General features: G+C 45.3%; 14 protein-coding genes, 1 tRNA gene and 1 pseudogene. 7 read left to right on the forward strand and 9 right to left on the reverse strand.

What is annotated here, in order from left to right:
- Positions 1–182: pseudogene (locus LYNGBM3L_RS48165) on the forward strand (hypothetical protein); the annotation flags it as partial.
- A 126-nt stretch (positions 183–308) separates the two neighbouring features.
- Here LYNGBM3L_RS48165 and LYNGBM3L_RS32745 read toward each other — a convergent pair.
- Complete coding sequence (locus LYNGBM3L_RS32745; protein ID WP_008191560.1) at positions 309–1,112, reverse strand: alpha/beta hydrolase family protein; 804 nt, start codon at positions 1,110–1,112, stop codon at positions 309–311.
- A 234-nt stretch (positions 1,113–1,346) separates the two neighbouring features.
- On the reverse strand, positions 1,347–3,269 hold the full coding sequence (locus LYNGBM3L_RS32750) for an ABC transporter substrate-binding protein (protein WP_081431874.1): 1,923 nt from the start codon (positions 3,267–3,269) through the stop codon (positions 1,347–1,349).
- Positions 3,270–3,735: 466 nt separating this feature from the next.
- Here LYNGBM3L_RS32750 and LYNGBM3L_RS32755 point away from each other — a divergent pair, with 466 nt between their 5' ends.
- The 3 genes from LYNGBM3L_RS32755 (at position 3,736) to LYNGBM3L_RS32760 (ending at position 6,570) form a co-directional block, all read left to right on the forward strand.
- Positions 3,736–4,833: an acyl-CoA dehydrogenase family protein gene (locus LYNGBM3L_RS32755; protein ID WP_008191568.1), complete on the forward strand. Its 1,098-nt coding sequence runs from the start codon at positions 3,736–3,738 to the stop codon at positions 4,831–4,833.
- Positions 4,834–5,180: 347 nt separating this feature from the next.
- The gene (locus tag LYNGBM3L_RS42380) at positions 5,181–5,462 is read left to right on the forward strand and encodes a hypothetical protein (protein ID WP_008191569.1); all 282 of its coding nucleotides are present in this window, start codon (positions 5,181–5,183) and stop codon (positions 5,460–5,462) included.
- Positions 5,407–6,570 (forward strand): SDR family NAD(P)-dependent oxidoreductase, encoded by a 1,164-nt coding sequence (locus tag LYNGBM3L_RS32760; RefSeq protein ID WP_161603214.1) that lies wholly within the window; start codon positions 5,407–5,409, stop codon positions 6,568–6,570. Before LYNGBM3L_RS42380 ends, LYNGBM3L_RS32760 begins: the two co-directional genes overlap by 56 nt.
- A gap of 640 nt (positions 6,571–7,210) precedes the next feature.
- Here the strand turns inward: LYNGBM3L_RS32760 and LYNGBM3L_RS32770 are convergent.
- The 4 genes from LYNGBM3L_RS32770 to LYNGBM3L_RS32785 form a co-directional block, all read right to left on the reverse strand.
- Positions 7,211–7,284 (reverse strand) — tRNA-Pro (locus LYNGBM3L_RS32770).
- 48 nt (positions 7,285–7,332) lie between these two features.
- Positions 7,333–7,698, reverse strand: coding sequence for a DUF1818 family protein (locus LYNGBM3L_RS32775; RefSeq protein WP_044495827.1), 366 nt, complete (start codon positions 7,696–7,698; stop codon positions 7,333–7,335).
- Between the two features lie 31 nt (positions 7,699–7,729).
- Positions 7,730–8,389 (reverse strand): hypothetical protein, encoded by a 660-nt coding sequence (locus LYNGBM3L_RS32780; RefSeq protein ID WP_008191576.1) that lies wholly within the window; start codon positions 8,387–8,389, stop codon positions 7,730–7,732.
- Positions 8,390–8,499: 110 nt separating this feature from the next.
- Positions 8,500–8,730, reverse strand: coding sequence for a DNA-directed RNA polymerase subunit omega (locus LYNGBM3L_RS32785; protein ID WP_008191578.1), 231 nt, complete (start codon positions 8,728–8,730; stop codon positions 8,500–8,502).
- 530 nt (positions 8,731–9,260) lie between these two features.
- On the opposite strand from LYNGBM3L_RS32785, the gene LYNGBM3L_RS32790 reads away from it, so the two are divergent.
- Positions 9,261–9,971 (forward strand): GDSL-type esterase/lipase family protein, encoded by a 711-nt coding sequence (locus LYNGBM3L_RS32790; RefSeq protein WP_008191579.1) that lies wholly within the window; start codon positions 9,261–9,263, stop codon positions 9,969–9,971.
- On the opposite strand, the gene LYNGBM3L_RS32795 is transcribed toward LYNGBM3L_RS32790, so the two are convergent.
- Complete coding sequence (locus LYNGBM3L_RS32795; protein ID WP_081431989.1) at positions 9,957–10,415, reverse strand: pentapeptide repeat-containing protein; 459 nt, start codon at positions 10,413–10,415, stop codon at positions 9,957–9,959. The two genes, LYNGBM3L_RS32790 and LYNGBM3L_RS32795, sit on opposite strands and share 15 nt — an antisense overlap.
- Before the next feature lie 81 nt (positions 10,416–10,496).
- Complete coding sequence (locus LYNGBM3L_RS32800; protein ID WP_008191583.1) at positions 10,497–11,936, reverse strand: LCP family protein; 1,440 nt, start codon at positions 11,934–11,936, stop codon at positions 10,497–10,499.
- A 663-nt stretch (positions 11,937–12,599) separates the two neighbouring features.
- Here LYNGBM3L_RS32800 and LYNGBM3L_RS32805 point away from each other — a divergent pair.
- A complete protein-coding gene (locus LYNGBM3L_RS32805; RefSeq protein WP_008191588.1) occupies positions 12,600–13,661 on the forward strand; it encodes a mannose-1-phosphate guanylyltransferase in 1,062 nt (353 codons plus the stop codon).
- Between the two features lie 1,035 nt (positions 13,662–14,696).
- On the opposite strand, the gene LYNGBM3L_RS46285 is transcribed toward LYNGBM3L_RS32805, so the two are convergent.
- Positions 14,697–15,005, reverse strand: coding sequence for a hypothetical protein (locus LYNGBM3L_RS46285; RefSeq protein ID WP_008191590.1), 309 nt, complete (start codon positions 15,003–15,005; stop codon positions 14,697–14,699).
- Between the two features lie 419 nt (positions 15,006–15,424).
- Here LYNGBM3L_RS46285 and LYNGBM3L_RS35180 point away from each other — a divergent pair.
- Positions 15,425–15,859: hypothetical protein (locus tag LYNGBM3L_RS35180; protein WP_048815386.1), on the forward strand; the 435-nt coding region annotated here is incomplete at its 3' end.

A 15,859-nucleotide genomic window follows, 5' to 3' on the forward strand; every position in this document is an offset into this window, starting at 1 on the left:
TACTCACTTTATCCCCTTCAGATTCAGGAGTTTTTAAACACAAAGCTTCCGAAACTGGGAAAACAGTAGTAGATGTCTGTGAAGCCTATACCTCCAAGACTGTGAGCTGGACAGGAGAAATGGTAAACATCGGCGGCAGTAAGACCATTAGGTCAAAGATTGATGGCCGGTCTATGGATTGACCTTTGGTCACGCTTCGCGAACGGGACATCAATGGCGCTCGCGGGATATTCCTGAGGGCTTTGGTAGATACACCCTGGCTGCGAGAGCAGCTTGCATTGGTGAACTAAAGTCTGCGCTAGTAGACTTTAGTAGCCAAAAAGTATCGGATTATTAACATTAGTAATACTAAAGTGATTGGCACCTGCAACGGTAATCAATGCTTTGGGAGGATCTTGGATTAACTCAAAAGTCCCCAAAGCTTCCTCAGGGGTTGCCCGAGCATCGAGGCTTCCTTGAACTAAGGCCACAGGAATGCCATCATTAGCCGTAGGAACAAATTCCATTAAGAAGGGATCGAATCGATTTGTACCGTAGAAAGCACCGGCCATAAGTGCTTCTGGACGATTAAAATCATCCAAACAGAGGGGAAAAATACAGGAATCTTCAATCGCGGTTAAACCGACTGCCCCCCCTTGGGAATGACCGAGTAAACCTAGCTTCTCGGTATCCACAATACCCGCAAGCTGGGAATTATAATTCTCGCTTTCTGCAATAATAAAGTCGAAAATCGAGTTAATTTGCGAAGCTTCAGGAAGCAATCCTTCAAAATTAAACTGGGGTAGAGATACCCTATTGTTAGGAACGACAACCACAAAGCCGTAGCTAGCAACCTGAGTCGCAAAACTAGAGTAGAAGGATTTGTCTACCAATCCACCTGGCAAGAGGATGGTAGTGGGAAATAATTCCTTGCTAGTCCTAGATACAACTGGAAAGTAAATGTCTGCCGGATTGCCATTGGTTGTAATGGTAGTACTGAAGCTATCAACTTCAGAAAAAATGGGTGCATCACTGAAAGTGGCAGCAGTGGCTATTTCTGCAGTTCCGAGACTCAGAAAAATACCACTAGAGAGGCTAAAGGAGTATTTTATTCCAGAAGAGTAAAAATTCATGAATTTTGTCAGTTTTATTACTAAAATAATGTTGCCAAAAACACTATAATTTAGCAAATTTTCCGCGCACATTCTAGTCCTGGTACCCTATAGGGATAAGCTGTAAGGACGGTCTGTGGGCAGGTCTTGCAGAAATTTTTCTACCAATTATTAGCCCTCACACCCCCACACTCTCCCCATCTCCCCATCTCCCCATCTCCCCACAATCCCCATCCCCCAAGACCCAAGACTTGATTAGTTTTCCGCAATTCTCAGCTCATCAATGTTCCATAACGGTCCCCCTAAGCTAGAAAATTTGATATTCTCGATGCGATCGCGTACTGCCTGAAAGTCTAGTGAATTGACCAGGAAAAACACGGGCAACTCCTCGGCAACGATTTCCTGGAATTGACCATAAATGACTTTGCGTTTGCTCTGATCAAGTTCTTTTATCCCAGCATTGAACAGACGGTCAATCTCTTGCTCCCAGTCAGACACTTCCCATCCTGCCAGTGGTGGTTGTCCGGGTTGAGGACCTTGATTAAATTGATGAAACGAGCCTCCACTGTACCAGAACACAAATACATTGTGAGGCTCATTTACTCCTGCTCCAAACGCACCCACATAACACTCCCAATCTCGAGTCGATAGAAGCTTTCTGAGCACAAGGTTGAAGCTGAGTACCTGCAAATCTGCTTCTATCCCAATTTGGCTTAAGTCTTGTTTAATCTGAATTGCTGCGTCTACTCGGGACTTATCGTCTGATTTCACCAGCATAGTAAATCTTACCCGGTTGCCATCCCAATCCAGCAGCTGATTTTGGGAGTTATATCTGAAACCAGCGTCTAATAGTAATTGTTTGGCCTTCTGGGGTTGATAGTTGTAGACTTTTAACCCTTCTTCTGGGGACAGGTAATAGGGACTTTGGACAGCAATGGGGGAATGTTGTACTTCACCGAGTCCCCGATAAATATTAGTTTTCATCCTTTCCCGGTCAATAGCATAGGCTACCGCTTGTCGAAAGGCCAAGGTATTGAACCAACGAGACTTGACTGGGTCTACGAAAGGTTTTCCTTGAGCATTGCGAGCTTTGTTGAGATTAAAACCGACAAACCTAATGCTAGGCATCGGTCCTCCATTGTAAATGGTGTATTTCCCCCGCTTTTCCTCTCGTTTGAGTAACCCAAAGGCCTCAGGATTTACTCTGAGGCTATCCAACTCCCCAGAGCGAAATCTGAGTAACTGGTTATCAGAGGATGGGATAACTTGCAAGACAATCCGTTGAATGTAGGGTTGGGGATTTCCCTGAGCATCAGCACGCCAGTAATAAGGGTTGCGTTGTAGGATGACTCGCTCAGCAGGGGTATACTTTTGTAGTCGATAGGGACCATTGCTAACAATATCTTGGGGATTGGTGTCAGTGCCCCAAGTGGCAAGAAACTGGGGATTGCCATTACCATCAGTGGCTTGCACAGACTCTTTTAAGGCATGAGCCGGTAGAATGGCTAGGGTTCCGGCGTATCTCACAAATGGCGCAAAGGGTTCTGGTAAGGTAAACTCAACTCGCCGCTGATCTAGTTTGCGCACCGATGGGTACTTACCAGTACTACCAATCTGGAGGAAATCTCGGGAGACTGTGGGAATCTTGGGATTCAGGTAAAGCTGCTGATAGGTAAAGATCACATCATCCACTGTTAGGGGTGCCCCATCAGACCACTTTACCCCATCCCGCAGGGTGAAGGTGATCTGCTGTCGGTCTGAGGAAATGTCCCAAGATTCAGCTAGTCCTGGTTCCAACTCCCCTGTCATGCCATTCTCACTCAACAATCCTTCGTAGAGGTAACCAAATACACCGAAGGGAGAGGTATTAACAATAGCGTTAAAGGTAGCTGGGTCACTAGGAGTAGCTAACACTAGTTGAGAGACCTGAGCTGCTTGAGTCTTAAACTGGTTCGGATGACAACCTGTGAGGATTAATAGACAAGATAGCGCCAGCGCAACTGCTTGAAGAGGGAGGAGTGTGGGGAGTGTGGGAAGTGTGGGGTGTGTGGAATTTATAGAGCAGATAGGGTGTATAGGGAGTGTGGGGAGTGTAGGGAGTGTGGGGAGTGTGGGGAGTGTGGGGAGGGAAGAAGTAGTTTTGGATAAGAAGATATTTTTAAATAAACTTTTGTTCATTGTCTTGATCCACAACGTGGAAGAAACGGTTTTTTAGTTGCTTTTTAGTTGGTATTCACAGCTGCGATTCGGCTTTGCCGACCCTACGCGATCGCTTTTTTTGGTGAAAGTAGCTCACTGAATTACGCAATGCTATAAATCACAGGTAAGCATATGCGCTACAGATGGTGCTACTTGAGGTGCCGTCAGCTGTCAGCAGACTTAACTCAGATTAAACGAATGCTTACCTGTTTTCTTCAAAAGCTGATAACTGATAACTGATAACTGATATAGCAGTCGAAGTAAAGCTTAAGACATATTTCTGCTCCCTGCTCCGAAGTCCCTGCTCCGAAGTCCCTTTCAACCAAAATACTCTGTCCTAAACTATACTTCGGTTGCTATAACTGATAACTGATAGCTGATAGCTGATAGCTTACAATCACAGTGGCAGTATTAATGTAGTAGATCAGAGTAACTAGAAAGGTTGATGCAGGTGATCAAACGGTATCCCGATAATGAGCACCAAACCCTATTAGAGACAGCGGAGTCTTATCTCAGGGAATCCGTTGCTCCCTTGGCTTCAGAAATTGATAGTGCTCCTGAGGTGTTACGAGAGGCTCTCAAGGGAATGAGCGTTCGCACTTTGCTAGGGCTAAGGATTCCGAAATCCTGGGGAGGTCTAGAAGTAAGTAGCACAACCTTTGGCTACTTCCAGCAACTGTTAGCACGGTATTCCGGTGCTTTGGCATTCTTGCAAATGCAACACCAGAGTGCTGGAGCAATGATCGCCTACTCTGAGAATGAATCGTTGAAGCACCAGTATCTTCCTAAATTAGCCAAGGGTCAAGTGCTAGTTGGTATCGGCTTTTCCCAAGTGCGACGAACAGGTAACCCACCGGTGAAAGCTATTCCGGTAGATGGTGGATATCATATCAATGGAAAAGTGCCTTGGGTTACTGGGTTTAGCTTGTTTCAAGAGTTTGTCATTGGTGCAGTATTGCCTGATGGTCGAGAAGTTTACGGTATGGTGCCATTGACTCCAACTTGCCAAGATGGAGGTGGTACTATTACCTTTAGCAAACCCATGGCACTGGCGGCGATGGAATCCACCAATACGGTTAGTGCTACCCTTACCGATTGGTTCTTACCTGAAGAACGTGTGGTCTCGATTGCTAAAGCAGGTGCAATTCACGAAAATGACCAGAAGAAACTTTTGTCTGCTGGTTTTTTGGCCCTAGGATGTGCCCAAGCTGGACTGGACATTGTAGAAGCGGCTGCCAAAACCAAGCAACTGGATTTTCTATACAATACTTTTGAATCCCTCCACGGGGAATTCACTCGCTGCCAGACAGCTATGATCCAAGCAGCACAAGCAAATTCTCAGACTTTTCAACAACGGCTACAACTGAGGACTTGGGCAATTAACTTAGCAGGAAGATGTGCTCAAGCAGGGGTGACTGTGTCTAGTGGTGCTGCTAACTACAAACACCATGCTGCCCAGCGAGTCTATCGGGAAGCTTTGGTATTTACTGTCTCTGGTCAAAGCACGGCTATCATGGAGGGAACTCTGGCTCGGTTGGTATAGCGCTACGCTTAGCGTCAGAAGTCAGAAGTCAAAAGTCAGAAGTCAGCTAGGACTAGGTTTCGGAGTTTAGAAATGTCAAACATCTGAATGGGTAGTGCTATAAATGTTTCCTGTGGGTGAATCCTGATTGACTGACTTAGAAACTCCTATACTCCCATATCTTGCCCTTCTGCTAACTTTGTGGTATTTATCAACATCTAATCTACTTCTGTAATATAATTGTATTATAATGGAACGTAGTGCAGAGGCAGTCACACCAGCCTTCTAAGCTGTGAACAAGTCGGCTTTGCTGAATCGCCCCCGCCGAATTCTGTCTGTGTAGTACAGCTTGTGTAGTACATACAACTATGGATATTACCCAACCCCATCACCCAAGTTTCAATGAGCAGGAGTTAGCCATTTGCCTGAGGGTGCTGGAGGCAGCGGGTAGGATGTCCAGTGACAATCCACAGCTGTTGACTATTGAACGGGCGGCCTCAGCACTGATGAAGCGACTCAAACAAAAGCGTCGCCACCAGCGCAAGCAGGCTCGCCGTCAGCATGACTTGGCTTTGCTCGCTCGCGCCCAGATTCATGGCGAAGCCTTGCCGGAACGATTACGCCAGCTGGGCTGCAGGGGTATCCCTTGAGCATGATCAACTCTATACTCCCCAGCTATGCTACCTGTGCAAGCAGCCTTACAAACGTGTACATCACTTTTACCACCAGTTTTGTCCTAACTGTGCCCCGGAACACTATAGTCGGCGCTACGCCCGAACTGACTTACAGGGTCGGCGAGTGCTAGTCACGGGTGGACGGATTAAGATTGGGTATCACATTGCACTCAAAATGCTACGGGACGGTGCTCATGTGATTGTAACCACCCGATTCCCGAAAGATGCCGCCCGTCGATACCTGGCTGAGAAAGATTCACAGGTATGGGGTGAGCGATTGGAAATCTACGGGCTAGACTTTCGTGATCTGCGTGGGGTGATGGCATTTATCGATCAGTTGCTGGCATCTCCCCCACTCAATATTATTATCAATAATGCTGCCCAAACCATTCGCCGCCCACCTGCATACTTCAAAGCTCTTGTCCAAGGGGAGATGGAGAGTCTGGATCAACAAACCAGGCAATGGGTGAAAGCTGAATCAGAGGCTCTGGTAAAGAAGTCAGCACTTAACGCTTTTTACCAGCTCTGTCTGAGCAGCAAGGAGGATCCAAACTTTCCGGATGGAGTCCTTGACATTGAGGGTCAGCCCTTAGATTTGAGGCATGTTAATAGCTGGCGACTCTTACTTGACCAGGTTGAGCCGATCGAGATGGTTGAGGCTTGGTTGGTAACGACTATGGCACCTTACTTATTTAATTCCCGCTTGAAGCCGTCACTGATGGCATCTCCTTTCGAGGATCGTTATATTGTCAATGTCTCTGCTGTAGAAGGTCAATTCTCCTATGGTAATAAGACACCCTATCATCCCCACACTAATATGGCTAAAGCTGCACTGAACATGATGACCCGAACGGTGGGGATGGATTATGTTTGCGATCGCATTTATATGACCAGTGTTGACACGGGTTGGATTACGGACGAGAAGCCTCATCCTGTGCGTGAATACCTCCGTCAGCAAGGATTCCGTCCACCACTTGATGTGATTGATGGCGCTGCACGGGTTTATGATCCCATTGTGCGCGGGTTAGCAGGGGAGCGCCTCTATGGGGTGTTCCTGAAAGACTATAAACCATTTGATTGGTGAAGTAATATAGCGCTACGCGCAAGGCAAGAGGAATCCCCCCTAACCTCATAAGGGTAGGTTTTTTACAAAGACCTCAGGTGTGGGGTGTGGGGCGTGGGGTGTGGGGGATAAGAAAATGTACTTAATTTGTCCTTCAAAATCATCATTGTCTTGATGCAATAGCGAGTGGTTTGAAGTTACCGTAAGACAGGGGAGCCTTAATCAATGGAGGCGCGCTTTCCGCGTGAAGAATTAAATTACGGGGTCGCGCCTCAAGTTTTAACCATGCATCTGCATAGCCTACCAACCATAAAGGCTCCCCTGTCTTAGGTTTCGTCTCCGGGGGAAACCCCCTGTTCCGAAGCTGCATCGCTTCTTCAGGTGCGACCCGTGGCGAATTTAATTCTTAATAGGTCAAGCGCACCTAAGTTGTTTTCCTTTTCCTCTCCCTCTGGGTCGCCCCATGTTTTACCCTAATGTAAAAAACCTACCCCTGTGAGGGGCCCCAAACTCCCCACACTCCCGATCTTTTTTACAAATATGAGATGCACCCGATGCAACGCCGCTTTTTTAGTTTTTCACAGATACTTTGTCCAGATCACATTAATCAGACAACAGTGACAAATTGGGACTGACTACCCTAGCGAATTTTAAAACCGAATCGGAGCGGCGGGATTTGAACCCACGACCCCCACTACCCCAAAGTGGTGCGCTACCAAGCTGCGCTACGCCCCGGAAAACTTTATCTATTATACCACACTATTCGAGATTTGAACAACTAAACTAAAATACTTTTAGGGACTTAGCTGCTGCTAGCAACCCTGGAACCGCTGTTGCCACCCAGCTCCCCTCACAACAGCGTCCCTGATTCAAAATCAAGCGTAGGGTATAAGCGGAAGGATAGCCCTCTACCTCCATCCACAGCCAATCACTTTCTGCTTCACAAGTAATTTTCTCTTCGTCCATCAACTCACTTGCCATCTCACTCATAGTCTGAGCTAATTGCAGCAACAACCGACAAAAGTCGTTCAACTCCGACTCCGTTAGCTCAAATGCCCAGTGCTCGCCACCGACTAAACCTTTATAGTTAGGAGCCTCCGGATCCCAACCAATACGCCAGCCTTCTCCATGTTTAACAAGACGTTCCATTAACGTGATTCTGCCCAATTCACCAGACAAGTCAATTAGGTTTGAGTAACTGAGCATCTCCTGGTTTAGGTAAGGATAGTCCTCTTCTAGGATTGGAGGTTGTCGCAGGTGATGTAGGATTGGAGGTTGTGGCAGGTGATGGTGTCCCAGGTGATGGTTGTGTGCTCGACTCTGGTGCAACAGTTTCGGTGCGATTGGGATTGAATATGCTGACCAAAACGCTTACTAGTGCATCCCGTTCGGCACGAGTTAATTGTTCTATCGCTGCAATATCCCCTTTCATGGGATTTTCGGTTAAGGTATTCCCACTGGGATACTGGGATGCTACTAGGTAATCGTGTGCACCTAGATAGTCAGCCATGGTCAATTTCCAATCAAAACGGTAATTGGGCAACCGTTTTTTACCATAGACGTGATACCGAATTAAGCGGTTAACCAGGGTATTATTGGCAGCTACTTCACCGCTTTCTTTGCTAATGTATTGGTTCTCTTGTGGTAAATCCGGTAAACGCTGATATACTACCTTGCTAATCTCTGGGGGAATAAAAAACTGGGCGACAGCAGGCTGTGCTCCTAGGAGCTGGAAGACACCGGGGGCTTGGTCGTAGGATTCCCACAGCAATAGTAAACCACTGGTCAAAGTAGTAATAGTTAAACCTAGCGCTAGTTTAATTCTATTAGTCTTGTACATTGCTTAGAGACGACTATTGAACATTCCTGCACAACCTTGGGATAAAACTAGGTGAAAGAACTATTCTTGCCCCTGACCCTCTAACCCCCTGACTCACTCAGCACTATAGCTTAGTCCGCAATAATCTCTGGCTGCGTCAGTTCATCAGACATCTCAACAATTGCTCGCAGCACTGGCTTCATTGATGGCTCATCTAGACTTTCAAAATCTTCGAAGCGACGGCGCTTAGCACGGCTGGCCACTTGTACAGTTATCCGATAACGATTAGAAGCTGCACTTACTAGCTGCTCCGTCCGTTGCAGAATGTCCATTGAATCAAAGTTATAGATTTTGTGCAGCATAAGGTTTATGATGTGTTGCTTTCTGGTTAAAATCAGTATCGCCCCCTCTACCCTAGCATACTTCACTCCTAAACTAGGGGTTACCCCTGAGACAAGTCATAAAACTTTTCTTGAGGTTAATAATATACCATCAAAAAGTGAAAGAATTTGTGAAGTTGCGTGATTACTACTTACATTGCTTGGTATGTATGACAATAATAAGAAAGAACAGTCAATTTGTACTAACTATACCGAATCGACTAACTATACCGAAACTATATATCTAACCCAGGCTGGGAAGTTCTACCAAACTATCCCAGCCTACTTATATGTCAATAAGTATGTAAATAAGATGATGCGCATATGGGATTATGTTGTGTATATGGGAAGTGTATATGCGATCGCATCGATGGGCTACCTTAGGGGTCAGAGTACTTGGATTGACTCCTGTGGTAGATGTACCTTTTACATATACAAAAGATCATACCATTGCTAAGCTATCAAGAGTGTGTCGAGTTGTTAACAATTATCTGACTAAATAAATCTTGTCTATGCAAACACTTGCCGCTCCTAGCTTTGAGTCATTCCATCAGCGCCAAAGAACTCCCCTGAAATTCGTTGTCCTCGGAGATAGTCTGATCTATGGATTTGGAGACCCAGAAGGTGGCGGCTGGGTAGAGCGACTGCGACGTCAGTGGATGTTACCCGATAGTCCTGGTCATGTACTCTACAATTTAGGAGTTCGGGGTGATGGGGTTACCCAAGTCCACAAGCGACTAGAGCATGAATTTCGCAGTCGTGGTGAACTCAGAAACCGTGTACCTGATGCCATTATTTTATCAGTGGGCGTTAACGATTCAGCCCGTAAGGGACGTCCCGATGGCAAGAATTTTACTAATTTTGATAGTTTCCAGGAAGAACTAGCCAATCTGCTTGAGCTAGCCCAGCAACTCTGTCCAGTGCTATTTGTGGGCATGGTACCAGTGGATGAAAGGAAAATGCCCTTTCTCGATTGTTTTTACTACACTCATGCTGACCAGTACTGCTACAAAGAAGCTACTCGCCTTGCTTGTCTGAGGCGTCAAATTCCCTATCTAGACGTTTTTGATTTATGGACGTCCCGTGGTTATGATTGGTGCTCTCAACACCTATCTCCAGATGGTCTCCATCCCAATGTGGCTGGTTATCAGGAATTATTACAAGACATCCTGCTCTGGAACCCCTTAGCCCAGCTCAACTCCTTCAGCCTAGCGACAGCCTAAACTATCCCGTGTGGAGATCCCAGTTACAGGATTTACCCCCGTAGCACGGCCACACATCAGTTTAGCCTGATAGCGGTCAATCAAGGCATCGGTAAAATCAGCACCAGTTATCTCGGCATCGTAAAACCTGGTGCTATTCATAATTGCATCGGTCAAAATAGCATTGGTCAAATTAGCTTGGTCTAAAATTACCCGATCTGCCAAAGAATCGGTCAGGTTTGCACCTTCGAGATTGGCTTTCAATAAATTTCCCTTGGTGAAGATAGATCCACTCAGGTCAGCACCTTGGAAGTTTGTGCCTCGCATTTCAGCGCCTGCAAATACGCCACGAACTAAATTGCCATGGGAAAAGTCACGATAACTCAAATCCGTAAGGGCATAATTTACTGTATTCTCCTGAGCATAGGCAGGAGTAGCCGATAAAAGCACCCATAGCCAAGCCATAACAAGAACTAAAATTAGTCCCAATAAGCGTCGCCAAATCACCCTAATCACTTGTGAACCTGACTCCTTAAAACTTAAAGCCTAAAACTCCCTCTCTAACCAATCTTCACCGACTCTAATCGTCAGCTCAGATTTGAGATGACCAGTAGAGGATGCTTCTACTCTACCTAGTCCCAGGACTTTTTTGACAATATCTGCTGTTTTTATGTCCCCTTGCTGAACAATAATCTCAGTCTGGGACAAGCGGTCAGGCCAATCTGAGACATAATAGACATTGTAGAAGTCATGTCTGGCTAAATAGCGGGCAACACGGCGACCAAGTTCTGGGTCATCGGTAGCATTTTGAACCGCAATTCTGACCCGATGGGGTGAACGGCGGCGCTTTAATGAACTCTTATATTTCGGTTCTTGCTCGAAATACTCACTCATCACTCGGTCTCGCCCTCGTGAATTCATCAGCCAGTAACTGGCAATGTATTCATCAGCCTTGCTAAATCGACCAGGCAAGAGTACCATTCTGATATTATCTTTACCAACCTCTAGACCAAAACCGACCAGTGCCAAGATTTCCTCTAAGCTGAGATTGGTATCAATATACTGCTGCATCACTCGCAGGATTTTGGGTAAACGAGGCAAGACACTGGGAGTAACTAAACGCTGGCGCAGGGCCTTGAGTAAGATCTGCTGCCGCTGTATCCGAGCAATATCACCATTGTCTTTTCGGAATCGAGCAAATTGTTCGGCTTGGTCTCCATTCAAAGTTTGCCACCCTGGTTCTAAATCAATTTCCAGTTTCTGAGTGACATCTACATATTCCATCCTCTCAGGCACAAACACTTCCAAGCCACCGACCAAGTCCACAAGTTCCCGAAATGCATCAGTGGTAATGCGCACATACCTATCAATTGGCACATCATTCAAGGTACGGCTAACCACTTCTGCGGTTAAGGTAGATCCACCTTTGACATTGGCATCGTTAATTTTAATTATCCCAACACCGGGAATTTCTATTCTGGTATCCCGTGGAATTGAAAGCATATTCACTGAGTGGTCTTTAGGGTCTAAGCGCAACAGCAACAGGGTATCACTGCGACCTCCAAAAACCTCTGGGGAACCTGGCAACGCATCTGGGACTCGGTCTATTCCCATCACCAGGATATTAACCGGTCGTGACAGGTTATAGGGAAAGCTTTTACGCCAAGACTTGTGCTCAGAAGCCGCTGGTTGATTCTGGGGGATTTTGGAGTTTTCCGGTTGAGAATGGGATTTAATCAGGGGCGACAATGGGGTAACTAGGGCTAAGGTGGCTCCCAAAGCCGCAGAAATAACTGCTGTCAGGACAAAAGCGCTACTCCAAAATACCCACCGCAAATAGGGGGCAAAGGTTAATCTTAATCCAGAGACAGAAGCGTCTAGGTCTGTAGTCAGGTCAAGCTGAGAGTAAGAGACTCCTGTATCACCCTCTTGGGGTGATGGTTGTGGTGTTGAAGCTGAGGCATTATTAATCACACCTGTATCCAAATCTACCTATGAATTGTGATGACTGTTGTTCGCGTAGCCTGGCCGAAAGGCCAAGCATTCAAGTTCCAAGCCTATAGTTGGCTATCCAATTAAACTGTAGCCTGTGGCTACAGTTTAAGATATTCTTCTTTGGTAAGCATTCAGCTATCAACTCTCAGCTCTCAGCTCTCAGCTCTCAGCTTTGAGCTTTTAAATAAAACAAGTAAGCATTCGTTTAATCTTTGTTACGTCAGCTGAATGCTGACGGCTGACGCCTGACGGCACCTCAAGTAGCGTGAGCTTTTAGCTGACGGCTGACGACTGAATGCTTACGTTATTTATTAGTCTATAAGTCTAGAAGTCAAAGCCAATAAACCATTGTGCCTACCTTCAAAGTGGCTTAATTGAAAAAAGCGCTTTGGCTACCCACGGCTAAAGCTCCTGGGGAAAGCGCTTTGAGGAACATCAATGAGTGATTAATCGTTTATGATCAATGCACAACAGGAATGCCTGAACAGGTATGAAGGAATTGGTGGACAAATGAGATTAGTCATGAGATTAGTCATGACTAATCTCATGGCTAAAGAAGTACTTTAACCATTTTTCATAATCTACAGCCTATACCAGCTGAATCAGGGAAAGTGAGGTTAGTATGTAGCAGAAAACTACAGTTAAGGCTACATCATGGATAACTCTCTCATACCTGTGATTCTTGCTGGTGGCAAAGGAGAACGGTTTTGGCCGTTGAGCCGTAAGCAACGACCCAAGCAGTTTTTATGTTTGGATGGTAGTGGTAAGAGTCTTTTACAGGCAACGGCTGACCGATTGATTAAGCTGACGGTCGGGCCAGAACAGTTGTGGGTGATTACTTCTGCTATGTTAGCTGAGGGGGTGACTCAACAACTACCATCGTTACCCCAGAAGCATCTATTAGCTGAACCGGAAGGACGGGATACAGCACCAGCGGTGGCTTGGGCAACTCTAGAGATTGCTAAGGCTTACGGAGAAGATGCGGTAGTGGGCTTTTTCCCTGCTGACCACTGGATTGAAGATGAGCAAGGGTTTCAGGAAACTATCAAGGCGGCTGCTCAATTGGCTGCTGCTGAGTCATCGATTGTGACCTTAGGCATCACGCCCCAATACCCTTCTACAGGCTACGGTTACATTGAGCAAGGTGATAAGACTGGCACGTTTGAAGGATTGCCAGTGTATCAGGTCAGTCGGTTCACCGAAAAGCCTAACCAAGAGACCGCTGAGGAATTTTTGTCTACTGGTCGATTCAGCTGGAACAGTGGAATGTTCATTTTCCGGGCTGGGGTAGTTTTAGATGAATTGCGCACCCATGCACCAGAAATTATTGCCCCTTTAGAAGAAAAAGGTGTGGCGGCTTATGCTGAGCTAGATAAGAAAAGTATTGACTATGCTTTGATGGAAAAAACACAACTAGCTTATGTTTTACCAGCCTCCTTTGGTTGGGATGATTTGGGAGATTGGAATGCCTTAGAACGCCTGCATAATGGCGATGCTAAAAATGTCGCAATGGCTAATCATGTAGAACTGGATACTCAAGGAGCAATTGTCTACTCCAGTAGTGAAGATGAGGTGATTGTTACTATTGGTTTAGACGATGTGGTGGTGGTACGCGATCGCAATGCTACCTTAATTGCAAAAAAAGACCGTACTCAGGACATAAAAAAAGTTATAAAACTTATACAAAATAATTCAATACTTCAAGATTTTTTGTGATTAATCGCTTTTCATTATTTCTTGGTTTAACTCCCTTATAATTATGATTAACCTCAGAGTGATTCAGAATATATAGCTCATGGTTTTATCATTATTTATGATTTATGAGTCAGTGGTGCTCTTAATTTACTGAATTAATTATATAATCTTAACTATCAAAAAATATAAAAAAAAATATAAAAACTTAGGCTATGGATCAAGTGTATAAACAGGGAACAGGGAACAGAGCACAGGAAAAAAAATATGTATGGATTTTTATTCACTAGTTAACAGGTTGTCATATAAATACCTAAGGCTAAATAAATAATACCCTGAAATTAATAAATACAAATAATTATTTAAAAGTCTGTTTATTTCTGGATTTTTGCTCCAGGGTTTACTAAATTTTATTGCTGCTTATTTTTGTAAAAAATTAGGTAATTTGACTGGCGTAAGGTCTATTGGTGGATTGCTAACGCCTTGCTATTGCCGGATTGCTAACGCCTTGTTTCAAGAAAGAACGTTATCCCACTGTTAATCCTTAGCCATAAACCTTAGGCAGACACAATTTGGTGAATTTGTGAATGCCGAATAGATAGTAAGCAAGAGAATGCGATGCTCGGTACGAGCCGCTACGCGATGAAGCGTTCGCAAAGCGTGGCCAAAGGCCTCAGCTTCCGCTAAAAGCGATGGCAAAACCCTTGGAACACAATTAACCCTGAGCATCAAGTAATCGTCACAAAAGGGATAAGGTTTTGGTAGTGTGGCAGACAGGAAAACCTGTTCTGCTGTTCAACCCCACCCCAATCTAACCTAAGGTCAAAAAAGAATAGTTTTATCGTAATTGAGGCCACTTACTGATACTAGAGCATCGGCTCAGTAATAGAATTTAACCCATCAACCCGATATCTGGATTGACAAAAAGTTGCTCGATTCCCATCTCTCCATCCTGGCATTTCCCTATCTTCCCATCCCTAGTCAACCCAGTTTTACGATCACAGCAAGCAGTCAGTTAATATGCATTTAAATTTCCACCTCAAGTAGCGTGACCTACGGTCAATCGCGACCCTTATGCAAAAGCGAGTCTACCATCTCCCCATCTCCCAGTCTCCATCTCCTGACAAGGGTAGGTTTTTTACTTTGGAGATAGGTAATAGGTAATAGGTAATAGGTAATAGGTAATGGGTAATGGCTAATCGGTAATGGGTAATCGGTAATGGCTAATGGGGAGATGGGTCGGTAATCGGTGGAAATTCTTGTAGATTTTCCGACATATTTTGAGAAATTTATTCCCAATGCCAGTACGTACTCGCCCAAATGTAAAAAACCTACCCAAGTGAGGTCTCCATCTCCCCATCTCCCCATCTCCCGATGAAGCGTTCGCAAAGCGTGGCCAAAGGCCTCAGCTTCCGCTAAAAGCGATCAGCCCCTATTCACAATTGAAATGTGTGACAGATTATTCTAGGGGTTATGCGATGAAGCGTTCGCAAAGCGTGGCCAAAGGCCTCAGCTTCCGCTAAAAGCGAACGCATCTAGTCACTTTTCTCCCTGCAACAAAAAATTGCCAATATGAGGATACTGTGAAGCCATTGCCCACTATAATAAAGTCTTGTTAAAGAGCAACTCCTATAAAAAATGGCAATTTGAGGCTCAATCCTGATTTAGATATGCAAACCGGGAATATTCCTTTGCTAAACGCAATAGCAAGCCATTATCCTGCCATTGGTTGCTAAATTGAGCAAGAGAAGTAATTCTGCTAAGACTAAAAATCAACTGTAAAATCTATGCCAACTTTTCGTTATATATTAGCTGTAGGTGTGGGGACGGCAATTGCCTTGAGCGGCATGGAATCCGGAGCCTCAGAAGATTTACCATCAGTTACTAAGCCTCAGAATAACTCAGTAGCTACACCTAACCAAGAATCCTTAACAGAAGCAGCCCCAAACTCAGAGGTAGGGGAGCTAGTGGTAGAAGTCATCAATAACACTACCTCAGCTGCCAAGCAACCAGAGCAACAGGAGTCTATTCCCTCTGTAGATTCCTCACCTTCAGAAGCAGAATTAGTCCAAGAAGAATTAGTCCAAGAAATTATTGATCAAACCATCCTGCCTACTGACCAGCCAAAGCAGGAGGAGTCGATTCCTGCTGTGGCTGAACTCCTAGCAGCGCCAACTAATCAGCCAAACCAAGAGGAGTCGATTCCTGCTGTGGCTGAGCTA

Source organism: Moorena producens 3L (assembly GCF_000211815.1).
In the GTDB taxonomy this organism is placed as follows: Bacteria; Cyanobacteriota; Cyanobacteriia; order Cyanobacteriales; family Coleofasciculaceae; genus Moorena; species Moorena producens.